Here is a 25,232-nt window from a genome sequence, read left to right on the forward strand (position 1 = left end):
GGAGCACCCCTCAACCGTCTCGGCGCTGCGCGCCGATCCACCTTCTCCCACAAGGGGAGAAGGGAAGTGCGCAGCGCATCTACGCCAATTCCTCGGAGTGGCCGATATCAACGCCACACTCCGCGGCCGAGTCGAGGATCGTATGCCAAAGGCTTTCTGCGAAGGTCGCGAATGCCAGCAGATTGAACACTGCCTGTCCGTTGCGATCGTTACCCCGCCAGAGCGCGACGCTCGTGTGATCCATCGACGTGGCAGCTGCCGAACCGACCGCGAACACCTCGGGATGCAGGTCGATCGACGACAGCTTGCCGAGCATCGTGCGCGCCTGGTCGCCGGAAACGCTGATCAGTGCCCGCGCATGCGATTGGTCGGAAAGCGAAGCCGAAGCGGCAAAGGCCGGGGCAAGCGCATCCATCCCATTCTTGCCGCCTTTCGACAGCACGAAGAACTGATCCGGTCCCGACCAGATCAGCGTCGCATCGGCCGCGCCGACCGCCTGGGGCGTTTCCGGCGCTGCGACACCGAAGCGCGCCTTTGCGGCCTTCGCCATCTCACCGCCCTTGCCGCGCCGCGCCATCACCTGGATGAGGTCGACATTGCGGATCTCGGTCAGCGATACTCCGGCTTCGCCTTGCGCGCCATAAGGGCCGGCGACCAGCGCGCGGTCGAGCGGGCTGCGAACGTCCCAGGAAAAATCAGCCACGCTGGCGCCCTCCATCCGGATCGTAGAAAACGGGATTGCAGAGCTCGACATCGTAGTCCTCGCCGCGCAGCGGGTCATGCGCGTGCACGATCTCGCCGATGCGCTCGCGTCCGCGCTCGACGAGCCCGAGCCCGATCCACAGGTCGAGCACAGGCGAGAAGCAGACCGAGGTGACATAACCCTGATCGTTGCCGGGACCGGGGATCTCGTCCTTTGGAATGATGTGCGCGCCAGAGCGCAGGCGGCGCGCCTTGTCGGTCGGCTTGATGCCGACGACGACCTGCCGGTCCGGCGCGACCAGCGCCTCGCGACCGGCCATGACGCGGCCGATGAAATCCTTCTTGGTCGACATCATCTTGCTGAGGCCAAGATCGGCCGCCGTGGTCGTGCCGTTGAGCTCGGGCCCGGCGACATGGCCCTTTTCGATGCGCATCACGCCAAGCGCTTCGGTGCCGTAAGGCGTCACGCCGAATGGCTTGCCGGCAATCATCAGATTGCGCGCCATGGCCTCGCCATAGCGCGACGGCACGGAAATTTCGAACGCCATCTCGCCGGAGAAGGAAATGCGGAACAGCCGCGCCTTGATGCCGCCGCGCAATTTGACCTCGCGCGCGCCCATGAACGGAAAACCTTCGTTGGACAGGTCCTCGGCCGGATCGACGACCTCCTTCAAGAGATCGCGGGTCTTCGGCCCGGCGATGGAGAACTGAGCCCACTGGTCGGACACCGAGGTCAGCTGCACGTCGAGCTCGGGGAACAGCACCTGGCGGCAGAATTCCAGGTGCTGCATCACCGGTCCGGCCTTGGCCGTCGTTGTGGTCAGGAAGTAATGATCCTCGGCCAGCCGCGAGGTCGTGCCGTCGTCATAGACGATGCCGTCCTCACGCAGCATCAGCCCGTAGCGCGCCTTGCCGACGGCAAGGCTGGAGAAGGCGTTGATGTAGACGCGGTCGAGGAAGGCGCCGGCGTCCGCGCCGTGCACGTCGATCTTGCCGAGCGTCGAGACATCGCAGAAGCCGACGCCGCCGCGCACCGCCCTGACCTCGCGGGTGACCGATTCCAGCCAGTCCTTCTCGCCGGCGCGCGGATACCATTGCGCGCGTTTCCACAAGCCGGTGTCGACGAAGACAGCGCCCTGTTCGGCCGCCCAATGGTGAGACGGCGTCAGCCGCGTCGCGTGGAAATTCTCGTCGCGGTGATGGCCGGCGAAGGCGCCGATGGCGACCGGCACATAAGGCGGCCGGTAGATCGTCGTGCCCGTCTCGGGGATCGACTTGCCGGTGACGGCCGCCATGATGGCCAGGCCGGCGACATTCGAGGTCTTGCCCTGGTCGGTCGCCATGCCGAGCGTCGTATAGCGCTTCAGGTGCTCGACCGATTGAAAACCCTCGCGCTGCGCCAGCTCGACATCGGAAGCGGTGACGTCATGCTGCTGATCGACGAAGGCCTTGCCCTTGCCGGCGACATGCCAGAGCGGTGTCAGCGAGAAGGCCTCGTCGTCGGCGACCGGCATGGAGCCCGTGCTGCCGCTGCGTCCGGCATCGCGCGCCGCGGCGGCGCCGGCCTCAAAACCTTCGCGCAGGCAGGCGCCGAGGCCGAAGGCGCCATTGGCCGCGCCTGCCGCGAGCATGCCGGGCGGCGCGCCGTCCGGCACGAAGGCGGCGATGTCGTCGCGCCATTTCGGCCGGCCGCGATGATAGGAGGTGAGGCCGACCGTCGGGTTCCAGCCGCCGGACACGGCAAGTCCATCTGCCTCGACTTCGGCGCGGGCACCGCCGGTCAGCGATACCGAAATCTTGCGCACGCCGTTCTTGCCGCCGTCGACGCCGCTGACGGCGCCGTGCAGCACCGGGAAGCCGCCCTTACTGGCAAGCGAGCGATGGGCCGCCGAAACGTCCGGCCGCGCATCGATCACCGCGGCGACCTGCAATCCCGCCGCGATCGCTGTTTCGGCTGTCCGCCAGCCATCCTCATTGTTGGTGAAGAACGCGATGCGCTTGGCTGGCGTTGCCGCATAGCGGTTGATGTAGCTGCGCATGGCGGACGCCATCATCACGCCCGGCGTGTCGTTGCCGGCAAAGACGATGGGACGTTCGATCGAGCCGGCGGCGACCACGCAGCGCTTGGCCACGATGCGCCACAGCCGCTGGCGTACCTGATGTTCCGGCGGCACCGGCAGATGGTCGTTGACGCGTTCGATCGCGCCATAGGTGCCGCCGTCATAGACGCCGAACAGCGTCGTGCGCGTCATGATGCGCACATCCGGCATCGCCGCGAGTTCAGCCAGCGTGCGCGCAACCCAGTCCGTGGCCGGCAATCCGTCGATCGTGCCGCCATCGGCAAGCAGGCGGCCGCCGAGAACAAAATCCTCCTCGCACAGGATGACGCGCGCGCCGCTGCGGCCGGCGGCAAGGGCGGCGGCCAGGCCGGTTGGGCCTGAGCCCGCGATCACCACGTCGCAATGCGCCCAGGCCTTGTCATAGTGGTCGGGGTCGGAAATGATGGCGGCACGGCCGAGGCCCGCGGCGCGGCGGATAGCCGGCTCATAGATCGCTTCCCAGAACTTCGCCGGCCACATGAAGGTCTTGTAGTAGAAGCCCGCGACGAAGATCGGCGCGAACAGCTGGTTGACCGACATGACGTCGAAACCGAGCGACGGCCAGCGGTTCTGGCTGGCGGCGTCCAGGCCCTCATAAAGCTCGGCCGTCGTCGCCCTGGTGTTCGGCTCGCGCCTGGCGCCGCTGCGCAGCTCGACCAGCGCGTTCGGCTCCTCCGAGCCTGCCGTCAGGATGCCGCGCGGGCGGTGATATTTGAACGAGCGGCCGACCAGCTTGACGCCATTGGCGACCAGCGCCGAGGCTAGCGTGTCGCCCTTGAAACCCGAGAAGGTCTTGCCGTCGAAACGGAAGCTGAGCGGCGCCGAGCGGTCGATGAGACCGCCGGAGGTCAAGCGATTGGGTTGGCTGGAAATCACAATGCCCGGCTTTCAATTGGTGCGACATCATGGGAGACGGCCGCGCCGCCTCTTACCCTCCCCCTTGTGGGGAGGGTCGCTGCGAAGCAGCGGGGTGGGGGTGCGGCGCCGACCCCCACCCGGACCTGCGGTCCGACCTCCCCACAAGGGGGAGGTAGGGGGCTGGCGATCTTCGCAGGGGCGCTGACTTGGACAGGAAAGTTCATTTCGCAACCTGCCTAGCGCCGGCGCCCGCCGCCGGTTCGACCGCTGAAATCTCATGCGTCAGCGTGTTGCGCGTGACCTTCAGCCAGGCCCGGCAGCCTCCGCCGTGATACCAGTGCTCGCTCATCACGCCGGCGACGTTGTCGCGCAAATAGACGTAGTCGTAGACGGCGTCTTCGCCGGCATCGCCCACCGGTCGCACCGGCTTCGCGTCGCCGAGATAGGTGAACTCGCCGAGCTCGCGTTCACCGCAGAAGGGACAGACAATACGCATGGTTTTTCGACTGTCCTCAGTGCAGGTTCGGTTGGGCGCCCTGGCCCTTCTCGTCGATCATGGCGCCGCGCCGGAAGCGGTCGAGGCGGAAGAATGCAGCTTCCTTGTGCGATTGATCGCGGGCGATGAGATGGGCAAAGACGAAGCCTGAGCCCGGCGTCGCCTTGAACCCGCCATAGCACCAGCCGGCATTGATATAGAGGCCGTCGACCGGGCTCTTGTCGATGATCGGCGAGCCGTCCATCGACATGTCCATGATGCCGCCCCATTGGCGCAGGAGCCGCACGCGGCCGATCATCGGGATGAGCGCCATGCCGCCTTCGCAGACATCCTCTACGACCGGCAGATTGCCGCGCTGGGCATAGGAGTTGTAGCCGTCGATGTCGCCGCCGAAGACCAGGCCGCCCTTGTCGGATTGGCTGACATAGAAGTGCCCGGCGCCGAAGGTCATGACACCGGGGATAAGCGGCTTGATCGCTTCGGAGACGAAGGCCTGCAGCACGTGGCTTTCGATCGGCAGGCGTAGCCCCGCCATCGCCGCGACACGCGACGAAGACCCGGCGACCGCCATGCCGACCTTGCCGGCGCCGATCTTGCCGCGTGAGGTCTCGACGCCGGTCACCTTGCCGTTGGCGTCGCGCGTGAAGCCGGTGACCTCGCAGTTCTGGATGATGTCGACGCCGAGTTCGCTCGCCGCATGCGCATAGCCCCAGACCACGGCGTCATGCCGCGCCGTGCCGCCGCGCCGCTGCAAAAGCCCGCCTTGCACGGGAAACCGCGCATTGTCGAAGTTCAGGAACGGCAGCATCTTCCGCAGCGCGGCCTGGTCGAGCAGTTCCGCGTCGATGCCGTTGATGCGCATCGTGTTGCCACGTCGCGCGAAGGCGTCGCGCTGGGCATCGGAATGATAGAGGTTCAGCACGCCGCGCTGGCTGACCATCGCGTTGTAGTTGAGATCCTGCTCCATCTTCTCCCACAGCTTCATCGACAATTCGTAGAAGCCGGTATTGCCGGGCAGGCCGTAATTGGAACGGATGATGGTGGTGTTGCGGCCGGCATTGCCGGAGCCGATCCAGCCCTTTTCCAGCACCGCTACGTTGCGGATGCCGAACTCGCTGGCGAGGAACCATGCGGTGGCGAGACCGTGGCCGCCGCCGCCGATGATGATCACGTCATAGCGATCCTTGGGCGCGGCGTCGCGCCAGGTCGGCTTCCAGTTCTTGTGGCCGGAAAGGGCGGCGCGGGCGAGCGAGAAGATCGAATATTTCATCAGTTCATTCCAAGGCCGCTCGCCCTACGCGTTGGGGGTCAGATATCCAGCGTGTGGTCGCGCTCCCACTGCGTGAAGTGCGAAGCATAGGAATTCCATTCCTGTTGCTTCAGCTTTAGGTATGCCGACGAAAATTCCTCACCCAGCGCCGCCTTGAGCGATTTGTCGTGGTCGAACTCGCGCAGCGCGTCGAGCAGGTTGAGCGGCAGTTTCGGCGCATCCGTGACGGTATGGCCGAGCTGGTACATGTCGATATCGTAGCGCTTGCCGGGATCGGCCTTGGAGCGGATGCCGTCGAGGCCGGCGGCGATGATGACGGCCTGCAGCAAATACGGGTTGGCCGCGCCGTCGGGCAGACGCAGTTCGAAGCGGCCGGGCCCCGGCACGCGCACCATGTGGGTGCGGTTGTTGCCGGTCCAAGTCACCGTATTCGGCGCCCAGGTCGCGCCCGAAATGGTGCGCGGCGCGTTGATGCGCTTGTAGGAATTCACCGTCGGATTGGTGATCGCGGCAAGCGCCGAGGCATGTTTCATGATGCCGCCGAGGAAGTTCCGGCCCTTGGCCGAGAGGCCGAGTTCCATCGAATTGTCGGCAAACACATTGGTCTTGCCGGTCTCGTCCCACACCGAGATATGGGCATGGCAGCCATTGCCGGTCAGGCCCTGGAACGGCTTCGGCATGAAGGTCGCGCGCAGGCCATGTTTCTCCGCGATCGACTTGACCATGAACTTGAAGAAGGAGTGCTTGTCGGCGGTCGCCAGCGCGTGGTCGAAGGACCAGTTCATCTCGAACTGGCCGTTGGCGTCCTCATGGTCGTTCTGGTACGGGCCCCAGCCTAGCGCCAGCATGTGGTCGCAGATCTCGGCGATCACGTCGTAGCGGCGCATCACCGCCTGCTGGTCGTAGCAGGGCTTCGAGGCGGTGTCGTATTGGTCGGAAATGGCCGTGCCGTCCGGGGAGATCAGGAAGAATTCGGCCTCGACGCCGGTCTTGACATGCATGCCGTCGCGGGCGGCTTCCACGATCAGACGCTTGAGCGTGTTGCGCGGCGCCTGGTCGACCTCCTTGTCGTCCATGATGCAGTTGGCGGCGACCCAGGCGACGTCGGGCTTCCATGGCAGCTGGATCACCGAAGCCGGATCCGGCACCGCCAGCATGTCGGGATGCGCCGGCGTCAGATCGAGCCAGGTTGCGAAACCGGCAAAGCCCGCGCCGTCCTTCTGCATGTCGGCGATCGCCTGCGCCGGTACCAGCTTGGCGCGCTGGCCGCTAAACAGGTCGGTGTAGGAGATCATGAAATATTTGACGCCGTTCTCCTTGGCGAATGCGGCGAGATCGTTCCCCATTTATAGTTCCTCGCAGTGGTTTTTTGCTGATGTCCTAGAAGCCGTTCTTCCCCGGTATCCAGTTGGTGCCGGCTAAAGGCACACCGGCCATGGCGGCGGCTTCGATCGAGAGCGCGACGAGATCCTCGGGCTCGAGATTGTGCAGGCTGTTCTTGCCGCAGGCGCGGGCGATCGTCTGCGCCTCCAGCGTCATCACCTTGAGATAGTTCGCCAACCGCCGCCCGGCCGCGATCGGGTCGACCCGCTTCATCAATTCGGGATCCTGCGTGGTGATGCCGGCCGGGTCGCGGCCCTCGTGCCAGTCGTCATAGGCGCCGGCTGTGCTGCCGAGCGCATTATACTCCGCTTCCCAGCGCGGATCGTTGTCGCCGAGCGCGACCAGCGCCGCCGTGCCGATCGACACCGCGTCGACCCCGAGCGCAAGCGCCTTGGCGACATCGGCGCCGTTGCGGATACCGCCGGAGACGATCAGCTGCACCTTGCGGTGCATGCCGAGGTCCTGCAGCGCCTGCACCGCCGGCCTGATACAGGCAAGTGTCGGCTGACCGACATTTTCGATGAACACTTCCTGGGTCGCCGCCGTGCCGCCCTGCATGCCGTCGACCACCACGACATCGGCGCCGGCCTTCACCGCGAGCGCGGTGTCGTAATAGGGGCGGGCGCCGCCGACCTTGACGTAGATCGGCTTTTCCCAGTCGGTGATCTCGCGCAGTTCGAGGATCTTGATCTCGAGATCGTCCGGCCCGGTCCAGTCGGGGTGGCGCGAGGCCGAGCGCTGGTCGATGCCCTTGGGCAGCGTACGCATCTCGGCGACGCGATCGGAAATCTTCTGTCCCAAGAGCATGCCGCCGCCGCCGGGCTTGGCGCCCTGGCCGACGACGACTTCGATCGCGTCGGCGCGGCGCAGGTCGCGCGGGTTCATGCCGTAGCGCGACGGCAGGTACTGGTAGACCAGTTGCTTGGAATGGCCGCGCTCCTCCTCGGTCATGCCGCCGTCGCCGGTCGTGGTCGAGGTGCCGGAAAGCGTGGCGCCGCGCCCGAGCGCTTCCTTGGCCGGGCCGGAGAGCGAACCGAAGCTCATGCCGGCGATGGTGATCGGGATCTTCAGCTCGATCGGCTTCCTGGCATGGCGCGAGCCGAGCACCACCGAGGTGTCGCAGCGCTCGCGATAGCCTTCCAGCGGATAGCGCGAAATCGAGGCGCCAAGGAACAGAAGGTCGTCGAAATGCGGCAGCTTGCGCTTGGCGCCGGCGCCGCGGATGTCATAGATGCCGGTCGCGGCCGCGCGGCGGATTTCGGAAAGCGTGTAGTCGTCGAAAGTCGCGGATTTGCGCGGCGTCGTCGGCGGGTTGCGGTAGGTCATCTTGCCTCAATACGCGTCGGCGTTGTCGATATTGAAATTGTAGAGCGTGCGCGCCGAGCCGTAGCGCTTGAACTCCGACGCCTTGACGCCGGTGACGCCGGCCTTGTCGAGCAGGCCCTGCAGCAATTCGATATGCTCGGGCCGCATCTCCTTGGCGATGCAGTCGGCGCCGAGGCTTTCCACCTTGCCGCGCACGAAAAGCCGCGCCTCATAGATGGAATCGCCTAGCGCATCGCCGGCATCGCCCAGCACCACGAGGTTGCCGGACTGCGCCATGAAGGCCGACATGTGGCCGATATTGCCGTGCACGACGATGTCGATGCCCTTCATCGAGATGCCGCAGCGCGACGAGGCGTTGCCTTCGATGACCAGCAGCCCGCCGCGGCCGGTGGCGCCGGCATACTGACTGGCGTCGCCCTTGATGACGATCGAGCCCGACATCATGTTCTCGCCGACGCCGGGGCCGGCCGAGCCATGCACGGTGATCGCGGCGCCGTCATTCATGCCGGCGCAGTAATAGCCGACGCTGCCGCGCACGTCGATCGCGATCGGTTGGTCGACGCCGACGGCGACCGAGTGGCTTCCCTTCGGGTTGAGCACTTCCCAAGCCGTCTCGTTCGAGCCGGGCGTGAGCTTGTGCAGCGCCTGGTTCAACTCGCGCAGCGAATGTTGCGAGAGGTCGAAGACCCTCGCATGGCTCTGATCGCGCTCGGCTTTCGACATTATGGTTGCCGGCATCGGCTCAATGCTCCCAGAAATAGACGGTTGCGGGCTCCGGCTCCCAGACCCGCGCATTGTCGATGCCGGGCAGCTTGGTGAGCGCGCGATATTCCGAGCCGAAGGCGACATATTGGTCGGTCTCGGCCATCACGGCCGGCTTGCAGGCGATCGGATCGCGCACCACGCCGAAGCCGTTCTTGGTGCCGACGACGAAGGTGAAGAAGCCGTCGAGATCGGAGAGCGTGCCTTCCAGGGCCTCGCCGAGATTCTTGCCGTGCGCCATCCGGTTGGAGAGATAGGCGGCCGCCACTTCGGTGTCGTTTTCGGTCTCGAAGGTCATGCCGTCGCGGACCAGTTCGCGGCGCACATTGTTGTGGTTGGAGAGCGAGCCGTTGTGCACCAGGCACTGGTCGGCGCCGGTCGAGAACGGATGCGCGCCCATCGTCGTCACCGCCGATTCCGTCGCCATGCGGGTGTGGCCGATGCCGTGCGTGCCGGTCATGGAGCGGACGTCGAAGCGGTCGACAACGGCTTCAGGCAGGCCGACTTCCTTGTAGATCTCCACCGCCTCGCCGGCGCCCATGATGCGGATGTCGGGCCGTAGCGACTGCAATGCCTCGCGCGCCGTGTCGACCTTGTCCGGCGTGGTCCTGATGACCGCATGCGTCGATTTCACGGCGACGCTCACCGGCGCGCCGATCGCCTTGGCGAGTTCGGCGTCGAGGCCGCGGAAATCGCGATCGGGCTTCGGCGACTGCACGGTGATCTTGGCTTCATTGCCGGTGGCGGTGCCATAGATGGCGATGCCGGCGCTGTCGGGTCCGCGGTCGCTGAGCGAGACCAGCATCTCCGACAGCATCGCGCCGAGCTTCGGCTCCAGCGCCTTGTCCTTCAAGAAAAGTCCGACGATTCCGCACATGCCAGCCTCCGACGTTTTTTGGCTCTCAGATGATGTACCGAATGAGCTTGCTTAATTCAATGGTATGAAAGAAATTTTCCTGCCGTTATATATTAGACGGCGCATTGCCCTCGGCACTATCGCCGTCCGGGCGCACCTTGTGAACCCAGATCGCATGGCGGATGCGCGCGATCCTATAGGCATCGAGCACCGACAGCGCATAGATCAGGAAGCCGCCGGCATGGCGACCGATGAAGCTGGCGTCGGCCGGCGCCAGCTTGGTCGTTACCCAGCCAAGGATCACCATGAAGAACAGGAACTGCAGGCCGCGTACCGGCACGCCAAGTATGACATGGCCGCTTGCCGGCAGAACGATCGCCGCGCCGAGCACGAGATAGGGATTGGCCGGGGAGGAGGAGGCGGCTCCGTCGGTCATGCTGCTTGCCTTTCGCGCCGGTTGATGGCTTCGCGAAGGCCCGACGCCACCTCGAGCAGTCGTTCGATCAGAGCCGGATCGATTCTGGCTTCGCCGAACGCGGCCTGCCGGAACACGCCGTAGCGTGCGCGCTCGGCCTCGGCCAGCAGCCAGACGATGCGCACGCCCTTCGGCGTGACCAGCAATTCCTTGGCGCGGCTTTCGGCAAAAATGTCGGTATGCGAAGCGATCAGATCCTGCGGGAAGGCGACGCCCCGGCGGTCGGTGCGCAGCATTGCCTCGGCTGGAAAGCCGAGCACCTTCGGCAGCGTGTGCGCTAGATGGTCGAAATTGGAAAATGTCGTCGCCGAATTCGGCCGCATCATCATGTCGAAAATACCCGGAACCGCGACCGACTCGGTGATCGAAACGCTCAGCCAGCGCGTCGGGAGCTTTCGCGTCGCCAGCGTATCGACGATGGTGCGCACCTGAACGCGCTGACCGTTCCAGGAACCGGCCCAGGTGACTACGCCGGCCGTGCCATCGGAAATGTCGGCGGCATCCGCAATGACGCTGCGAACACTGGCCATATCGGCGTCCAAGGCTGTCTTCGCCCTGTTGCGGCCGGCGCGCGCAAGCCAGGCGACATGGGCGACGACGCCCGATGCGATCGCCCCGATAAGCAATACTGACGTCAGCTCTGACATTTCGACACGCCACGGCCCGCCGCCAACCGGCGGGCCTTTACTCCACTCAATAACCCTGCGGCTTCGGCCACGGCATGGAGAACTGGTCGCCGCGCCGCACGAACTTGTAGCGGTAGAAGTGGAACCATAGCGAAATCAGGAAATAGAACACGGTCATCGCGATCAGCTGCGAGCCGAAGCCGAGGAAAATGGCGAAGAAGGTCACCATGCACAGGCAGAACAGAACGATCGCCGGCAGCGGATGGAAGGGGTGCGTGTAGCCGCGGCGGATCGAGCCGATCGGCCATTTCTTCCGGAACATGATGATGTTGATGCTCATGAAGGTGTATTGCAGCACGCCCGACAGGATCGAGAAGGTGATTGCCTGGTTGAGGTCTGCGATGAAGGCGAAGGCCAGCGCGATCGGCAGCAGGAACAAGATCGAACGATAAGGCGTGCGATACTTCGGATGCACCGCCGAGAACCAGCTCGGCAGGTAACGATCGCGGCCGAGCGAGAACCAGGCGCGCGCCGCATCGTTGATGCAGCCATTGGCCGATGCGAGCGCTGCCAGCAGCGTCGCGATGAACAAGAGGTTTTCCAGCAGCGGGCTGCCGGTCAGCTTGCCGGCGTCCCACAGCGGATAATAGGTGATGCCGAGATATTCCCAAGGCATCAGCGAAGCGCAGACATACCAGGTCATGGCGGCGGCGATCAGAAGCGTGATCATGCCGGCCATGGTGCCGTAGGGCAGGGAGCGCGCCGGCGAGCGCACTTCCTCGGCCGCCTGGGTGGTGCCTTCGATGCCGAGATAGTACCAGATGCCGAACTGGAAGGCGGCGATCACGCCGATCCAGCCATAGGGCAGCGCATTGCCGGGGGTGACCAGTTCGTTGAGCTTCAGCACCACGCCTTGCGTCCACGGGCTGACCGAGAAGAACAAGATGACGATCGAGACATAGGCGATCGCGGTGATGACGAAGTTGACGTTGAGCGTCATCAGCACGCCGCGATAGTTGAGCCAGGCGAGCACGACAATGGTGGCTGCGATGAAGGAATTATGCGTCAGCCCTTCGACGCCGGCCTTGGCGACGATCGTATCGCCGAGCAGGATCGCATCCGACACTTCGAGCATGGTGTAGGCAAACACCAGGAACAGCGCGACATTGAAGGCCATCAGCGGGCCGACGATGTGCTTGGCCTGTGCATACTGGCCGCCGGCGGCGGCGACGGTGGACGTCACCTCTGAGTCGATCATGGCGACCGAAGTGTAGAGCAGGCCGACGACCCAGCAGACGATCAGCGCGGCGAGCGCGCCGCCCTTGTCGGCGGAGAAATTCCAGCCGGTGAATTCGCCGACTAGCACGATGCCGACGCCGAGCGCCCACACATGGGCGGGGCCGAGGACCCGAAGCAGCGAAACCCTGTCGCCGTGGATTGTCGTCGTTTGTGCCGTTTCAACCGCAGCCGTCATGTCAGTCCCCACTCAGATCCGGTGCTTTTCGGAAACAGCTTCAAGCTCGCCTTCGCGCGAAGAGGTCAGCACGGCCTCGGAATAGGTCGTGTCCACCTTGAACCAGTCGTAGAGCATCCACAGCGCAAGCACGACCGAGATGCCCCAGCAAACGTAAGACAGTCCCATCCACATTGTGTTTTCCCCGAACTACTTGTCTTCAAGTGTCTATTTGTCGTCGAACTTCTCGTTGATGACCTCGCGATATTCGCGATCGGAGGCGCGGAACAGAAAGACGAAATAGGCGATCAGCACGATCGCCATGATGATCAGCGTCGGCCAGTCGATGATGTAGTGGAAGCGGTTCTGGATGATGTCGTGCGCCGTCTCCGGCGTGTAGCCCAGCTTCTCCCAGATCGAGGCCATGGTCGCATTCTGGCCGAGCGCGTCCCAGGTCTTGGCGTCGAGCGGGTCGATCGACTTCGCCGCCCCGGCGAAGCCGAGCTTCAGCGGCAGCCAGAGCGCCACGAAAATTGCGACCACCACGACCGCGATGTCGAAGACCTGTCCTGCCTTGCTCTGCTCCGGCGGGATATAGCGAGCCATGGTTTCTCCCTTCAGGATTGACGGTTGCGGGCAGCGTCGGCGTTCTTGATGTCGAGCCCGTAGATGAAGTCCTTGTCTTCCTTGTAGTGGTTGAGCATGGCGAGGATCGCCGCGGTGTTGAAGATCAGCACCGCGGCGGCTGCAACCGCCACCACGACCTTGATCCCGCCGTCCGGGATGTATGGCCATGTCATCAGGAGGACGAAGAGGATCGTTGCCCACAGGCAGACGATCAGGAGCACGGATCCGCGCACGTCGGAACGGTACAGCGCTTCGATGCGCTGCTGCAGGTCGGACATCGGTTTTCCCCTTCTGGCGACGTCCGGCCCGAAATCGACCGAGCGTCCACTCTTTCAAGAGAGTGAAATTTTTTTCATAAGTTCCGCTCGAATTCCGGAATTGTCAAGCCGGATTTATGCTTTGCAAACCACTTATTCCAGGTCAAGAAATTTGCCTGACAATGAAATTTTTTGCTTCAAGGGGATTGCAGGGCTTCGCCGTTTGCGGTCAATATTCGACCAAGCTCCGCCGCCAAGCAGGAGCAGGGAACAGCAACGACTTAAATCGCATGGAGGACGATCGGATGACGGCATCCTGGAGATTCTCGACCCTGGCGGATCGCCATCGCGCGCTCGGCTCGAAACTCGAGGACTGGAGCGGCATGGGCACCGCCTGGACCTACGACAAGGATGCCGACGAGGAATATGTCGCGATCCGCACCAAGGCCGGGCTGATGGATGTCTCCGGCCTGAAGAAGGTCCACATCACCGGGCCGCACGCCTCGCATTTGATCGACCTCGCCACGACGCGCGACGTGGAAAAAATCTATCCCGGCAAGTCGGCCTATGCCTGCATGCTGAACGAGGCCGGAAAATTCACCGATGATTGCATCCTCTACCGCACCGGCCCGAACGCATGGATGGTCGTGCACGGCTCCGGCACCGGCCATGAGGAGCTGCAGCGTGCTTCAGTTGGGCGTGATGTGTCGCTGCGTTTCGACGACAATCTGCACGACCTTTCGCTGCAGGGGCCGGCCGCCGTCGACTATCTGGCCAAGCACGTGCCTGGCATCCGCGACCTGAACTACTTCCACCATATGCAGACGCAACTCTTCGGCTTCCCGGTGATGATCTCGCGCACCGGCTACACCGGCGAGCGCGGCTACGAGATTTTTTGCCGCGGCCAGGACGCCGGCACGATCTGGGACAGGATCCTCGACGACGGCAAGAGCGCGGGCATCATCCCGTGCCGCTTCACCACGCTCGACATGCTGCGCGTCGAGAGCTACCTGCTCTTCTACCCGTACGACAATTCGCAGAAATATCCGTTCGAGAATGAAGGCCCCGGTGACACGCTATGGGAACTCGGCCTCGACTTCACCGTCAGCCCCGGCAAGACCGGCTTCCGCGGCGCCGAGGAGCATTACCGGCTGAAGGGCAAGGAGCGCTTCAAGATCTACGGCGTTCTGCTCGACGGCAAGGAACCGGCCGACGAAGGGGCACCCGTCTACCGCGACGGCAAAAAGGTCGGCGTGGTGACCTGCGCCATGTATTCGCCGCTGGTCGAGAAATCGATGGGCATCGCCCGTCTCGACGTCGACTGCGCCGTCAAGGACACCAAGCTCGAGATCCGCAACAAGAGCGGGTCCATCAAGGCCGCGGCGCAACCGCTTCCATTCGACGATCCCAAGAAGACCAAGCGCACGGCAAAGGGCTGAGGCATCATCACGGGGAGGGATTTCGAGGTACGAAGGTATAATGGCAGCCAAGACGATCATCAGCCGGCCTATTTACGGAACGCTCTCACCGCAGCCCGGCAGGCATCATCTTTTCATCGCCGACGCCGAAGGCGCGCTCGCGATAACGGACATGGCCGGCAAGGCTCCGCCCGGCTTTTTCGATGGAGCCGAAATCGTCTTCATTCCGGACTCGCAGGGCAGGCATATCGATGCACTCGAGGCGTTGAACCCGGCGCAGCTCCACATCGCTCCGTCCTTTGCGAGCCTCTTGCCGCGGCTGAGGCAGACGCTGACCAACGCCCATATGGGGCTGCGCCTCTATCTTGCCGGCACCGAGGGCCTGATCGGCCAGGCCATGCAGGCGGCGCTCGAAGCCGGCATCGACCACACCTCGATGCAGACCGAGCATCGCGGCTCGCTGGCGCGGCGCATGCAATGCGTGCACTGCAAGGGCATCACCGAGAATGTGACGACGCAGCCTGCCACCTGCGCGCATTGCGGCTTGCTGCTTCTGGTGCGTGATCACTATTCGCGCCGGCTGGCCGCTTTCCAGGGTGTGTGCATCAACGCCGAGGATCGCTCGGAAATTCCTCCGATAGAGGAGGCCTTCCCATGAGCACCGGCACCACCAAGCTCGATGTCGTCGTCAGCGACGTCGTTCCGGTCAACGACCTGGTCACCCGCTTCCACTTCCGCCGCCGCGACGGCGAGTTGTTGCCGACCTTTTCCGGCGGTGCCCATGTCGTGGTCGAGATGCGCGACGGCGACCGCACCAGGCTCAATCCCTATTCGCTGATGGGCTCGCCGCTCGACACGCGCGAATACACGATTTCCATCCGGCGCGACGATGTCGGCCGCGGCGGCTCGCTCTTCATGCACCGGCAAGTCAAGCCGGGCGCGGAGATGGTGATCAGCTACCCGGTCAACCTGTTCTCCCTCGATCTGAGAGCGAAAAAGCATCTGATGCTGGCCGGCGGCATCGGCATCACGCCCTTCATGGCGCAGACCGCGCAACTCGCCGGCGCCGGCGGCAATTTCGAATTGCACTACACCTGCCGCACCGCCTCGCTCGGCACCTATGCCGACGTGCTGCGAGCGCGCTACGGCAACCGGGTCAGGCTCTATCACGACGACCGCGAGGAGCGCATCGAGCTCGAGCGGCTCTTGTCCTCGCAGCCGCTCGGCACGCATCTCTATGTCTGCGGGCCGGCCGGCATGATCAACTGGGTGCGCGATCGCGCAGCAAGCCTCGGCTGGCCGCCGGAAACCGTGCACTTCGAGCATTTCGCGGCCCCGCAGCCCGGCGCGCCGTTCGACGTGACTTTGGCCGTCAGCGGCAAGACGATCCATGTCGGCGGGCAGCAGAGCCTGCTCGAAGCCATCGAAGCCGCCGGCGTCGACCCGCCCTATCTGTGCCGCGGCGGCGTCTGCGGCCAGTGCGAGACCAATGTGATCTCCTCCGACGGCAAGTTCATCCACAACGACCATTGGCTGAGCGAGGAAGACCACCGTTCCGGCTGCAAGATCATGCCTTGTGTCTCGCGCTTCGAGGGCAGGTCGCTGGTCTTGGAAAGATAGGAGGCGAGCATGGGCATCACCTTTCGCAAGGAAACGTTTCGCGACGACTTCACCTTCAGGAACAGTCCGGAGCACATCAGGCGCTTTCCGTTCCCGTTCAACGAAGACGCCTACATGTATGCGGTCAACATCGAGCCGCATGTCATCGGGCCGAAAGGCAGCGTGCTGGAAAACCTGATCGACGTCGACGAGCACTATGTCGCCGAGATGCAGGACCGCGCGCTGGTGCTGGCCGAGGATCCGCTGCGCTGCCAGTCGCTGCCGCACATGACCTTGGCAGGCTGGGATCTGCTCGAGCTTCTGATGGAGCAGCAGGCGCTCGGCTATCCCGAGCATTTCACGCTGACGCGCGACGGCGATCGCTGGCGCTGGATCAACCGGCCGCTCGGTATCGACGACACCTTCACCTTCGGCGACACCTCGACGCTGCCTTATGGCCCGATGGAATATATCACCCGGCAGAGCCAGGGGGACTTCTGCATCCTCGACCAGCGCGACGGCAATCTGTGGATGGATGCCGGCATGGTCACCACCCAGGCCGACTGGTCGCTCGATTTCGACATCGGCATGAATTTCTTCGAATGGCACGCGCCGGTGCCGCTGGCGCATGAGAAGGGGATTTTCATCCGCGCGCTGAAATTTCTCACCAATATCCAGCAGGGCAAGCCGGCAAGGCGCTTGAACTGGACGATGACCGTCAATCCACGCCTCGACACCAGCCCTGAGAATTATCACAAATGGGGTCCGGACCGCGCCACCGTCACGCCTGAAAATGTCGGCGACAAGGTGCATCTGCGAGTCGAATTGCAAAGCTTCTGGCGGCTGCCGCGCTCCAACGGCATCGTCTTCCCGATCCGCTGCTATCTGATCAAGATGGACGAGCTGGTCACGCAGCCGAAATGGGCACGGCGCCTGCATCGCGTCATCCGCGACCTGCCGGAGGAACTCGCCACCTACAAGGGCCTGACCCGCTACCGTCCGACGCTGGTCGAATGGCTGTCGAAGCTCGACGACGGCAGCCCGACAAGTCCGGGTTTCGGGCCGGACTAGAAGCTGCCAATCTCCCCCCTTGTGGGGGAGATGCCCGGCAGAGCAGAGGGGGGCGCGAAGGAACGCAAACGATTGAGGTCGTCATCCTAGGGCGAAGCAAGGAGCGAAGCGACGCGCGCAGACCCTAGGATCCATGCCGTGACGCTAAGGCGTTGCAACGGTTACAGAATTCTGCTCCGTTGCACCTTTCGGTGAAGGTCTCGGCATGGATCCTCGGGTCAAGCCCGAGGATGACGAAGCGCTGGGACGGGCCGATCCAAGCACTGACATGTCAGCGGGACAGCGCCCCCCTCTGTCCTGCCGGACATCTCGCCCACAAGGGGGAAGATTAGCCAGTCACCCAGCGCTGTTTTGCGGATAGCAGATGATCGACAGGTAGCGCATCGGCAGTTGCGTCAGCTCTTCCGGTCCATGCGGCGCGTCGGCGTCGAAGAACAGGCTGTCGCCCGGCTTCATCGGATAGAGATTGTTGCCGTGCCGGTAAACGACCTCGCCTTCGAGCATGTAGAGGAACTCCATGCCCGCATGCTGGAAGGTCGGGAACACGTCTGAATTCTCGGTCAGCGTGATGAGATAGGGCTCGACGACGACGCCGCTGGTATTTGCGCCGATATGTCCCAGCAGATTGTACTGATGGCCGGCGCGCGTGCCGCGCCGCTCGACGTCCACGCCTTGGCCTGCCTTGACGAAGACGGCGCTGTGCTCTTCCTCGAAACGCCGGAAGAAGGCGGTCACCGGAACACCCAGCGCCCTTGACAGCGCCTGCAGCGTCGTCAGCGACGGCGAGGTGATGCCGTTTTCGATCTTCGACAGCATGCCGAGCGAGATGTCGGTGGCGGCGGCGAGATCGGCGACGGTGATTCCGAGCTTCTTGCGGAACGCCCGCACCTCATGGCCGATCGCCACTTCGAGCACCTTCTCGCGCGTGTCGCGGATGGCGTGCGGATTTTGCGTCAGCGGCGTGCGGATCGTGCGCCCGTCGGCCGAAACGCGCGTTGGCGGCGCGTTGCCTTTGGCTACCGCATCGGTGGGCCTGGTATTAGAAGTCTTGTTCGCCATCTCGCCCCCGATGTCCGCGGATTTATTTCACTCAAGGTGAACATATTCGGTGTCGATACCGGAGTGCAACCACAACGACAAGCCACCGGATGCCGCAGCGTCGCCGGCCCGGACGCGACTGCGGCCGCTTTGCGCACAAAAACCATTTCGCGCAAACGCCGTTGCCGCAGATGTTTGTTGACAGCACCGGAGACCCAATTACTGTCACTGTCAGTGAAATTTGTTTCGTCGGGGAAATCAAAAAGAGGAGGACCGCAATGAAATCTCGTGTTGCCGTCATCGGCGCCGGACCGTCCGGTCTGGCGCAGCTAAGGGCCTTCAAGTCAGCAGCCGACAAGGGCGCCGAGATCCCGGAAATCGTCTGCTTCGAAAAGCAAGGCGACTGGGGCGGCCTGTGGAACTACACCTGGCGAACCGGCCTCGACGAGCATGGCGATCCGGTGCACGGCTCGATGTACCGCTATCTGTGGTCGAACGGCCCGAAGGAGTGCCTCGAATTCGCCGACTACACGTTCGAGGAGCATTTCGGTCGGCCGATCGCCTCCTATCCGCCGCGCGCCGTGCTGTGGGATTACATCAAGGGCCGCGTCGAGAAATCGGGCTTGCGCGAATGGGTGCGTTTCAACAGCCCGGTGCGCATGGTGACCTATTCCGACCAGACGAAGAAATTCACCGTCACCGCGCATGACCGCACCAACGACGTGACCTACTCGGAAGAGTTCGACGATGTCGTCGTCGCTTCAGGCCACTTCTCGGTGCCGAACGTGCCTTTCTTCGAAGGTTTTGCCACCTTCAACGGCCGCATCCTGCACAGCCACGATTTCCGCGATGCGATGGAATTCAAGGGCAAGGACATATTGATCATCGGCCGTTCCTACTCAGCCGAGGACATAGGCTCGCAATGCTACAAATACGGCGCGAAATCGATCACCTCCAGCTACCGCTCCAAGCCGATGGGCTTCAAATGGCCGGAGAACTGGGAGGAAGTGCCGCTGCTGCAGAAGGTCGTCGGCAAGACGGCGCATTTCAAGGATGGCACCACCAAGGATGTCGACGCCATCATCCTGTGCACCGGCTACCTGCATTCCTTCCCCTTCCTCACCGACGATCTCAAGCTCAAGACCGCCAACCGCATGTGGCCGCTCGATCTTTATGAAGGCGTCGTCTGGGAGAAGAATCCGAAGCTGTTCTACATCGGCATGCAGGATCAGTTCTACACCTTCAACATGTTCGACGCGCAGGCCTGGTACGCGCGCGATGTCATCATGGGCCGCATCAAGCTGCCGTCGGCCGAGGCGATGGCCGAGCATGGCGCCAAATGGCGGGCGCGCGAGGAGACGCTCGAGGACGCCGAGCAGATGATCTGGTTCCAGGGCGACTACACCAAGGAATTGATGGACCAGACCGACTATCCGGGGTTCGACGTCGAGGCGGTCAACCACACCTTCATGGAGTGGGAGCACCACAAGATGGAAGACATCATGGGCTTTCGCGACCATGCCTACCGCTCGTTGATGACCGGCACGATGGCGCCGCTGCACCATACGCCATGGCTGCAGGCGCTGGACGATTCGATGGAGAGCTATCTCGACGTGAAGGGGGTGGCGGCCGAGTAGGGGCGACGCGCTCGCGCCAACGTTCCCGTCGTGAAATCAGCAACGTGTGGGGTGTCTCGCGGGCACCCCTATCGGTCTACCAGCAGACGTAGCCGCCATCCACGATCAGGTCGAGGCCGGTAACGAAGCTCGACGCGCGGCTGGCCAGGAACACCGTTGGCCCGACCATTTCCTCCGGCGCCGCCATGCGCCCCATCGGCGTGTCGCGTTTGAACACCTTCACCTCTTCCGCCACCTCAGGCCGTTTGTTCATCGGCGTCAGCGTGTAGCCTGGGCTGATGACGTTGACGCGCAGGCCGCGATCGGCCCACTCCATGGCGAGGCTCTTCGACATGTGGATGACGGCGGCCTTGGAGGAGTTGTAATGCGCCTGCGTCAGCCCCCGGTTGACGATGGTGCCCGACATGGAGGCGATGTTGATGATGGAGCCGGCGCGCCGAGGCAGCATGACACGCGCTTCGGCCTGACAGGACAAAAATACGCCTGCTACATTGACCTCGTGCACCTTGCGCCATTTCTCCAGTGACATGGTCTCAGCCGCTTCCGAGCCGGCGATGCCGGCATTGTTGACGGCGACCGTCAGCGCACCGAGTTCAGCCTCAACGCTCTCGATCGCCGCTGCGATGTCGCTTTCGGAAGTCACGGTGCCGGTCAGCACCAACGCTTTGCGGCCAAGTGCCGTGATCCTATGAGCGGTCTCTTCAAGCCCGCCCCTGGACGCATGGCCGAAACAAGCGACGTCGGCACCTGCTTCGGCCAACCCGATTGCTATAGCCTGGCCGATGCCGCTGCCGGCGCCGGTGACCAGCGCGACGTCACCATTCAGTTTGAAAAGATCCATTGCTAGCCCTCCCCGTGCAGTGAGAGTATTCGCTATGTCGTCTTTCGATCAACCTCCTCAGAAATCACAGGCTTTCGGGCGCATTTCTGAGGACCAGTCCTTCAGCGGCACTGGTTCGAACTTGCCCTTGACGGGTTTGCCCTTCTCCAGATCCTTGGAGACGGTGCCCTTGCCGGTGAGATAGTTGATGTCGCAATCGCCGAGCGTCGTCTCGACGCCGCTCGACGTCTGCCGGTTCCAGTCCCAGTTGCGGCTATAGCCGCCGACCAGGAACTTGCCATTGCGATGGACGATCGTCAGTGTCTCTTCCGTCGATTTGCTGGCGCCGCAGCCGAAGCAGGACGTGACCAACAGCGATCCCTTGCCTTTGCTCTCGAGATCGATGATCCGGTCTTCGGTCAGCCCTTTCCTGACGAAATCCGGCCGGTGCGCGGGATCGGGCTTCTCCTCGTCCAGATAGATGTAGAGATCGGCGGGCTCGCCGAGCTCCTGCAGGACGACCGCCCGGTCGGTCTTGCCGTCCTGATCGATGTCGAGCTTCAGCTCGAAGGCTGGAGCATTTTCGGCAAGCACCGGCATCGGCGTCGCTGCCAGGGCGACAAGAAAGGGCCAAGCCGCATGATGGAATGCTGTCCTCATAAGCAGATATCCGCCGCGTGGCGCAACCTAGCACCGCCGCGGACGGACGCAAACGCGAAAGGCTTGAATCAGGTCTTGGCCAGGCTAGCCTGAAGGCTCAGAAATAGCCGTCCGACGCCGCCGTCGCTTCCTTCGGGGTTTCCACCCCGTCGACCAGGATCTTGTCGACCAGCTCGTGGTGGAAGCAGACCAGGCCTTTGATGCGCTCGGCCTCGTGCACCGGCTCCGGATAGTACCAGACCAGGTTCTCGTGCCGCTTCTTGGGTGTCGTCACGTGGTAATAGTTGGAGATGCCCTTGTAGGGGCAGCGCGAGATGTAGCGGCTGGGCGCAAACATATCGAGCCGCGTGTCCGAGATCGGCAGATAGTGGCGCACCGGATGTCCAGTCTCGAACAAGAACACGCCGCGCCGCGAATCGGCCACCTGCTCGCCGTCGAGGATGACCTGCACGCGCCGCGACGAGGGCAGGCAGTCGACGCGGCGGAACGGATCGCGGGCATGCACGAAGATCTCTTCGTCCTCCTCATACCAATGCGTCATCTTCGGCCAATAGAAGGAGATGTAGTCCGCGATCGGCGGACAGCCCTTGACCGGATCGAGGTAGCGCCAGGCGCCGTCCTCGACCAGCGTGATGCCGGTGTTCAGCGAATAATGCGTGGCAGCGCCCTTGAACGGATCCTCCGTGGTCGTCCGGCTAGGCAGTAGGAATTCCTCGCGCACGTCGCTCACCGGGAAGTAATAGACCGGCAGATGATCGCTCTCCTGGAACACCAGCGCCCTGGTGGTGTCGGCCACGATCATCGGCCCGATTTGCACACGCAGCCGCTTGGGCGAGGGCATGGTGAAGGCGACATAGCCCGGCTCGAACTCATATTGCACGATAGTGTCGAGCACCGGGAAATGCGGCCCGCGGCCGCGCAGATGGGGCTTGCGAATAGTCGTCGTCCTCTTCTCGTCGTTTGCGGCTAGAGCATGATGCCGAAAAGTGTGAAGCGGTTTTCGGACGACATCATGCTCTATCTCTTTGATTTTAGAGGCGGACGATTTCAGGTCGGCCCGACCTGAAATCGTCCGCTCGGGTTCTTTCGCGCAGCCATGGTCATCAGACCACCGACACGCGATCGAGCAGCAGGCCGGCGGCGATCGGCGGCACGCCGCTGACATTTTTGCGCACCGGCACCAGAAGGTCCGGGAAATAGCTGAAGATCACCGGCGTCTCGTCGAGCAGCAGCTTCTGGATGTCGGAAGCGGTCTTGCGCTGGGAGTCGAGGTCGAGCGCCTTCAGGTAGCTGGCGACCAGCCCGTCATAGGTCGGGTTCTTGAAATGCGCCGCGTTCCACGGACCGTCGCTGACCAGCGGGCTTTTCAGGAACACGTTCGGCACGCTGCGATGCGCGTAGTCGGTGATGCCGAGCGGGCTGTCCAGCCAGTCCGATTGTCCGAACACGGCCTTGCCGTAATATTTGTCCTGGTCCTCGATGTTGAGCGAGATGCGGGCGCCGATCTCCTTTGCGAAGTTCTGAAAGAGCTGCGCATAACCGGGAATGTCGGAATAGCGCAGCGTCGTCAGCGTCATGTCGAAGCCGTTGGCAAGGCCCGCCGCTTCCATCAGCTTCTTGGCCTTGGCGATGTCCTGCGTGCGCTGCGCCACCGACTTATCGGTGACGGGGAAGGCCGGCGCGAACGGGCTGTCATTGCCGGTGGCCGCCATGCCGCGGCAGAGACCGTCGACCAGCTTGGAGCGGTCGATGCACAATGCCAGCGCCTGGCGCACGCGCTTGTCGGTGAAGGGCGCCATGTCGCAGCGCATGTGGAGTTGGCGATGCGCGGTCGAGGCGACGCGCAGCACCGTGATGTCGGGGTTGCCGAGCACCACCTGGCTGACGTCGAGCGGGATGGCGTCGAGCACATCGACCTCGCCCGCCTGAAGCGCAAGGATACGCGGCTGCACATCGCCATAGAACTTGAACTCGAGCCGGTCGGGCAGCGCCTTCTCACCCCAATAGTCCGGGTTGCGCACGAAGCTGGCGCCGACCTTGGGCGTATAGCTTTCGAGCCGGAACGGACCGGTGCCTTCGAAAGTCTTCTCGTAGTCGCTCTTGTAGCTCGCCGGCAGGATGACGGCGTTGTAATTGTCGATCGACACCGAATAGGGGAAGCTGCCGTTCGGCGCGTCGAGATGGAATTCGACGGTGTGGTCGTCGACCTTGCGCGTGCCGCCCTTCGACAGCAGTCCCTTGAACACCGACAGCGCGTTGGACGTGCCGCTCGGATCGGCAAGGCGATCGAAGGTCGTCACGACGTCGTCGGCCTTGAAGTCTTCGCCATTGTGGAATTTCACGCCCTTGCGCAGCTTGAAGGTCCAGACGCTGCCGTCGGCGTTGGGCGACCAGCTCTCGGCCAGCACCGGCTTCAGTGTCAGGTCCGGCTTAGTGACGCACAGGAATTCGGCCGTCTGGAAGACGAGCTGGTAGCTGCCGCTGTCATAGTAGGTGACGGGATCGATGGCGCCGCCGGGCACCGCGATGCCGGCGCGCACCGTGCCGCCCGGCTTGCCTTCCGCGCGGGCCTCGGGAGCGCCGAGGCCGACAGCCGAGGCGATGCCGCCGAGGAAGGGCAGCGACAGGCCGAGCACGCTGCCGTGGCGCAGGAATTCGCGCCTGCCGATCCTGCCGGCGAGCAATTCATCGATAGCGGAATTTTCGATTGCGCTGAGTTGCTTGCGAGCGGCGTCGATCGTTCTGAAATGCTTCGGCATGGCTGCATTCCTCGCTTCTTTTGGATATGCCGCCATTTAGGTCACTGTTGACCGCGGCCGCAAAGCGATATTTTTTGATTACAGCCATCGGAATTTTCGATGGCCATCCAGCGAAAGGTCGGAAGCCATGGACACCGAGAATCTGCGCAGCTTCCTGGAGGTCGCTACGCATGGCAGCTTCACCGTCGCGGCCAGTCGCCTGAACCTTGCCCAGTCGACCGTCAGCGCCCGCATTCGCGGCCTCGAGGAGCAGTTGGGCCGCAAGCTTTTCGTCCGCGACAGCGACGGCGTCTCGCTCACCCCGGCCGGCCGGCAGTTCCTGCCGCATGCCTCGACGATCACCCGCACCTGGGAGCAATCTCGGCAGGACATCGCCGTTCCCGATGGCTATGAGACGCTGCTCAGGCTGACCGCGCCCGCCTATCTTTGGGACAGCATAACCTCGCCCTGGATCAGCTGGATGCGGGCGAGGCGGCCGAATGTGGCGCTGCGGCTTGAAGGCAGTTTCCCGGATCTGGCGGTCGACCAGATAGCCGAGGGCCTGCTCGACATCTGCATCCTCTATCTGCCCAAGCCGCATCCGGGCATCGTCTATGAAACTTTAGCCGTCGACCAGGTGGTTCTCGTCCAGCATGCCGAGCAGCCCGGATCATGGACCGACAATTACATCCTGATGGATTGGGGACTGGAGTTCCGCATCGAGCACGACCGTGCCTTTGCCGGCGTCGTGAAGCCCGCCATCTCGGCCGGGCTGGTGTTCATCGGGCTGCAGCACGTCCTGTCGCAGAAGGCGGCCGCCTATTTGCCGCTCAGCGCGGTGAGCGCACATATCGAGCGCGGCGAGCTGAAGCGCGTCGGGGGCACGCCCGTGTTCCAGCGCCCGATCTATCTCGCCTATCCCGCCAACCCGGCCTCGTCCGATGCTCTCGACATTGCACTGAAGGGTCTCCGCATGTTGGTCGGGGACTGGTCGGATGCAAGCGGCTTTGCCGAGGGGGATCGCGCCCTCGGCATGGCGGATGCGCCCGTGCCTTGATTGC

General features: G+C 63.5%; 25 protein-coding genes. 6 read left to right on the forward strand and 19 right to left on the reverse strand.

Annotation, left to right across the window (positions count from 1 at the left end; all coding sequences use genetic code 11):
- Positions 1-79: 79 nt before the first annotated feature.
- The 14 genes from RFM68_RS07235 to RFM68_RS07300 all read right to left on the reverse strand — a co-directional run bounded on the left by RFM68_RS07235 (position 80) and on the right by RFM68_RS07300 (position 13,211).
- Complete coding sequence (locus RFM68_RS07235; protein ID WP_320232023.1) at positions 80-703, reverse strand: sarcosine oxidase subunit gamma; 624 nt, start codon at positions 701-703, stop codon at positions 80-82.
- On the reverse strand, positions 696-3,674 hold the full coding sequence (locus tag RFM68_RS07240) for a sarcosine oxidase subunit alpha (RefSeq protein WP_320232158.1): 2,979 nt from the start codon (positions 3,672-3,674) through the stop codon (positions 696-698). Before RFM68_RS07240 ends, RFM68_RS07235 begins: the two co-directional genes overlap by 8 nt.
- A 205-nt stretch (positions 3,675-3,879) precedes the next feature.
- On the reverse strand, positions 3,880-4,155 hold the full coding sequence (locus tag RFM68_RS07245; protein WP_320232024.1) for a sarcosine oxidase subunit delta: 276 nt from the start codon (positions 4,153-4,155) through the stop codon (positions 3,880-3,882).
- 16 nt (positions 4,156-4,171) lie between these two features.
- Positions 4,172-5,425: a sarcosine oxidase subunit beta family protein gene (locus RFM68_RS07250; protein WP_320232025.1), complete on the reverse strand. Its 1,254-nt coding sequence runs from the start codon at positions 5,423-5,425 to the stop codon at positions 4,172-4,174.
- Positions 5,426-5,463: 38 nt separating this feature from the next.
- Positions 5,464-6,771: a type III glutamate--ammonia ligase gene (glnT, locus tag RFM68_RS07255; RefSeq protein WP_320232026.1), complete on the reverse strand. Its 1,308-nt coding sequence runs from the start codon at positions 6,769-6,771 to the stop codon at positions 5,464-5,466.
- Between the two features lie 34 nt (positions 6,772-6,805).
- A complete protein-coding gene (locus RFM68_RS07260) occupies positions 6,806-8,134 on the reverse strand; it encodes an FMN-binding glutamate synthase family protein (protein WP_320212007.1) in 1,329 nt (442 codons plus the stop codon).
- A 6-nt stretch (positions 8,135-8,140) separates the two neighbouring features.
- Positions 8,141-8,872, reverse strand: coding sequence for a GltB/FmdC/FwdC-like GXGXG domain-containing protein (locus RFM68_RS07265; protein WP_320232027.1), 732 nt, complete (start codon positions 8,870-8,872; stop codon positions 8,141-8,143).
- Positions 8,873-8,876: 4 nt separating this feature from the next.
- Complete coding sequence (locus tag RFM68_RS07270; protein ID WP_320232028.1) at positions 8,877-9,773, reverse strand: class II glutamine amidotransferase; 897 nt, start codon at positions 9,771-9,773, stop codon at positions 8,877-8,879.
- An 85-nt stretch (positions 9,774-9,858) separates the two neighbouring features.
- Positions 9,859-10,188 (reverse strand): hypothetical protein, encoded by a 330-nt coding sequence (locus tag RFM68_RS07275; protein ID WP_320232029.1) that lies wholly within the window; start codon positions 10,186-10,188, stop codon positions 9,859-9,861.
- The gene (locus RFM68_RS07280) at positions 10,185-10,874 is read right to left on the reverse strand and encodes a hypothetical protein (RefSeq protein ID WP_320232030.1); all 690 of its coding nucleotides are present in this window, start codon (positions 10,872-10,874) and stop codon (positions 10,185-10,187) included. Before RFM68_RS07280 ends, RFM68_RS07275 begins: the two co-directional genes overlap by 4 nt.
- Positions 10,875-10,920: 46 nt before the next feature.
- On the reverse strand, positions 10,921-12,327 hold the full coding sequence (locus RFM68_RS07285; protein ID WP_320232031.1) for an APC family permease: 1,407 nt from the start codon (positions 12,325-12,327) through the stop codon (positions 10,921-10,923).
- Positions 12,328-12,339: 12 nt separating this feature from the next.
- Positions 12,340-12,501 carry a hypothetical protein gene (locus RFM68_RS07290; protein ID WP_320212001.1) on the reverse strand — a complete coding sequence of 54 codons (162 nt, stop codon included), beginning with the start codon at positions 12,499-12,501 and terminating at the stop codon, positions 12,340-12,342.
- 33 nt (positions 12,502-12,534) lie between these two features.
- On the reverse strand, positions 12,535-12,912 hold the full coding sequence (locus RFM68_RS07295; protein ID WP_320232032.1) for a hypothetical protein: 378 nt from the start codon (positions 12,910-12,912) through the stop codon (positions 12,535-12,537).
- Positions 12,913-12,923: 11 nt separating this feature from the next.
- Positions 12,924-13,211, reverse strand: coding sequence for a hypothetical protein (locus tag RFM68_RS07300; RefSeq protein WP_320232033.1), 288 nt, complete (start codon positions 13,209-13,211; stop codon positions 12,924-12,926).
- A gap of 284 nt (positions 13,212-13,495) precedes the next feature.
- Between RFM68_RS07300 and RFM68_RS07305 the strand changes: the two genes are divergently transcribed.
- The 4 genes from RFM68_RS07305 to RFM68_RS07320 are packed head-to-tail and all read left to right on the forward strand — an operon-like array spanning position 13,496 to position 17,278.
- The gene (locus tag RFM68_RS07305; RefSeq protein WP_320232034.1) at positions 13,496-14,629 is read left to right on the forward strand and encodes an aminomethyl transferase family protein; all 1,134 of its coding nucleotides are present in this window, start codon (positions 13,496-13,498) and stop codon (positions 14,627-14,629) included.
- Between the two features lie 40 nt (positions 14,630-14,669).
- A complete protein-coding gene (locus RFM68_RS07310) occupies positions 14,670-15,266 on the forward strand; it encodes a dimethylamine monooxygenase subunit DmmA family protein (protein ID WP_320232035.1) in 597 nt (198 codons plus the stop codon).
- On the forward strand, positions 15,263-16,228 hold the full coding sequence (locus tag RFM68_RS07315; RefSeq protein WP_320232036.1) for a PDR/VanB family oxidoreductase: 966 nt from the start codon (positions 15,263-15,265) through the stop codon (positions 16,226-16,228). Before RFM68_RS07310 ends, RFM68_RS07315 begins: the two co-directional genes overlap by 4 nt.
- A gap of 9 nt (positions 16,229-16,237) precedes the next feature.
- The gene (locus RFM68_RS07320; protein WP_320232037.1) at positions 16,238-17,278 is read left to right on the forward strand and encodes a heme-dependent oxidative N-demethylase family protein; all 1,041 of its coding nucleotides are present in this window, start codon (positions 16,238-16,240) and stop codon (positions 17,276-17,278) included.
- A 336-nt stretch (positions 17,279-17,614) separates the two neighbouring features.
- On the opposite strand, the gene RFM68_RS07325 is transcribed toward RFM68_RS07320, so the two are convergent.
- Positions 17,615-18,337 carry a helix-turn-helix domain-containing protein gene (locus tag RFM68_RS07325; protein ID WP_320232038.1) on the reverse strand — a complete coding sequence of 241 codons (723 nt, stop codon included), beginning with the start codon at positions 18,335-18,337 and terminating at the stop codon, positions 17,615-17,617.
- A 257-nt stretch (positions 18,338-18,594) separates the two neighbouring features.
- On the opposite strand from RFM68_RS07325, the gene RFM68_RS07330 reads away from it, so the two are divergent.
- Positions 18,595-19,953 carry a trimethylamine monooxygenase gene (locus tag RFM68_RS07330; protein ID WP_320232039.1) on the forward strand — a complete coding sequence of 453 codons (1,359 nt, stop codon included), beginning with the start codon at positions 18,595-18,597 and terminating at the stop codon, positions 19,951-19,953.
- A gap of 76 nt (positions 19,954-20,029) precedes the next feature.
- On the opposite strand, the gene RFM68_RS07335 is transcribed toward RFM68_RS07330, so the two are convergent.
- The 4 genes from RFM68_RS07335 to RFM68_RS07350 form a co-directional block, all read right to left on the reverse strand.
- On the reverse strand, positions 20,030-20,794 hold the full coding sequence (locus tag RFM68_RS07335; RefSeq protein ID WP_320232040.1) for an SDR family oxidoreductase: 765 nt from the start codon (positions 20,792-20,794) through the stop codon (positions 20,030-20,032).
- A gap of 57 nt (positions 20,795-20,851) precedes the next feature.
- Positions 20,852-21,433, reverse strand: coding sequence for a hypothetical protein (locus RFM68_RS07340; protein ID WP_320232041.1), 582 nt, complete (start codon positions 21,431-21,433; stop codon positions 20,852-20,854).
- A 97-nt stretch (positions 21,434-21,530) separates the two neighbouring features.
- Positions 21,531-22,328 carry a DUF427 domain-containing protein gene (locus RFM68_RS07345; protein WP_320232042.1) on the reverse strand — a complete coding sequence of 266 codons (798 nt, stop codon included), beginning with the start codon at positions 22,326-22,328 and terminating at the stop codon, positions 21,531-21,533.
- Between the two features lie 208 nt (positions 22,329-22,536).
- The gene (locus RFM68_RS07350; protein WP_320232043.1) at positions 22,537-24,192 is read right to left on the reverse strand and encodes an ABC transporter substrate-binding protein; all 1,656 of its coding nucleotides are present in this window, start codon (positions 24,190-24,192) and stop codon (positions 22,537-22,539) included.
- Between the two features lie 127 nt (positions 24,193-24,319).
- On the opposite strand from RFM68_RS07350, the gene RFM68_RS07355 reads away from it, so the two are divergent.
- Positions 24,320-25,228: a LysR family transcriptional regulator gene (locus RFM68_RS07355; protein ID WP_320232044.1), complete on the forward strand. Its 909-nt coding sequence runs from the start codon at positions 24,320-24,322 to the stop codon at positions 25,226-25,228.
- Positions 25,229-25,232: the final 4 nt, after the last annotated feature.

Origin of the sequence: Mesorhizobium montanum (assembly GCF_033977145.1) — a bacterium.
GTDB classification, from domain to species: domain Bacteria; phylum Pseudomonadota; class Alphaproteobacteria; order Rhizobiales; family Rhizobiaceae; genus Mesorhizobium; species Mesorhizobium montanum.

Excerpts from the sequence above, each read along its gene's own strand:
- RFM68_RS07245 (WP_320232024.1), bottom strand. The coding sequence starts at position 4,155 with ATGCGTATTGTCTGTCCCTTCTGCGGTGAACGCGAGCTCGGCGAGTTC.
- RFM68_RS07250 (WP_320232025.1), bottom strand. The coding sequence starts at position 5,425 with ATGAAATATTCGATCTTCTCGCTCGCCCGCGCCGCCCTTTCCGGCCAC.
- glnT (WP_320232026.1), bottom strand. The coding sequence starts at position 6,771 with ATGGGGAACGATCTCGCCGCATTCGCCAAGGAGAACGGCGTCAAATAT.
- RFM68_RS07260 (WP_320212007.1), bottom strand. The coding sequence starts at position 8,134 with ATGACCTACCGCAACCCGCCGACGACGCCGCGCAAATCCGCGACTTTC.
- RFM68_RS07265 (WP_320232027.1), bottom strand. The coding sequence starts at position 8,872 with ATGCCGGCAACCATAATGTCGAAAGCCGAGCGCGATCAGAGCCATGCG.
- RFM68_RS07270 (WP_320232028.1), bottom strand. The coding sequence starts at position 9,773 with ATGTGCGGAATCGTCGGACTTTTCTTGAAGGACAAGGCGCTGGAGCCG.
- RFM68_RS07275 (WP_320232029.1), bottom strand. The coding sequence starts at position 10,188 with ATGACCGACGGAGCCGCCTCCTCCTCCCCGGCCAATCCCTATCTCGTG.
- RFM68_RS07280 (WP_320232030.1), bottom strand. The coding sequence starts at position 10,874 with ATGTCAGAGCTGACGTCAGTATTGCTTATCGGGGCGATCGCATCGGGC.
- RFM68_RS07285 (WP_320232031.1), bottom strand. The coding sequence starts at position 12,327 with ATGACGGCTGCGGTTGAAACGGCACAAACGACGACAATCCACGGCGAC.
- RFM68_RS07290 (WP_320212001.1), bottom strand. The coding sequence starts at position 12,501 with ATGTGGATGGGACTGTCTTACGTTTGCTGGGGCATCTCGGTCGTGCTT.
- RFM68_RS07295 (WP_320232032.1), bottom strand. The coding sequence starts at position 12,912 with ATGGCTCGCTATATCCCGCCGGAGCAGAGCAAGGCAGGACAGGTCTTC.
- RFM68_RS07300 (WP_320232033.1), bottom strand. The coding sequence starts at position 13,211 with ATGTCCGACCTGCAGCAGCGCATCGAAGCGCTGTACCGTTCCGACGTG.
- RFM68_RS07305 (WP_320232034.1), top strand. The coding sequence starts at position 13,496 with ATGACGGCATCCTGGAGATTCTCGACCCTGGCGGATCGCCATCGCGCG.
- RFM68_RS07310 (WP_320232035.1), top strand. The coding sequence starts at position 14,670 with ATGGCAGCCAAGACGATCATCAGCCGGCCTATTTACGGAACGCTCTCA.
- RFM68_RS07315 (WP_320232036.1), top strand. The coding sequence starts at position 15,263 with ATGAGCACCGGCACCACCAAGCTCGATGTCGTCGTCAGCGACGTCGTT.
- RFM68_RS07320 (WP_320232037.1), top strand. The coding sequence starts at position 16,238 with ATGGGCATCACCTTTCGCAAGGAAACGTTTCGCGACGACTTCACCTTC.
- RFM68_RS07325 (WP_320232038.1), bottom strand. The coding sequence starts at position 18,337 with ATGGCGAACAAGACTTCTAATACCAGGCCCACCGATGCGGTAGCCAAA.
- RFM68_RS07330 (WP_320232039.1), top strand. The coding sequence starts at position 18,595 with ATGAAATCTCGTGTTGCCGTCATCGGCGCCGGACCGTCCGGTCTGGCG.
- RFM68_RS07335 (WP_320232040.1), bottom strand. The coding sequence starts at position 20,794 with ATGGATCTTTTCAAACTGAATGGTGACGTCGCGCTGGTCACCGGCGCC.
- RFM68_RS07340 (WP_320232041.1), bottom strand. The coding sequence starts at position 21,433 with ATGAGGACAGCATTCCATCATGCGGCTTGGCCCTTTCTTGTCGCCCTG.
- RFM68_RS07350 (WP_320232043.1), bottom strand. The coding sequence starts at position 24,192 with ATGCCGAAGCATTTCAGAACGATCGACGCCGCTCGCAAGCAACTCAGC.
- RFM68_RS07355 (WP_320232044.1), top strand. The coding sequence starts at position 24,320 with ATGGACACCGAGAATCTGCGCAGCTTCCTGGAGGTCGCTACGCATGGC.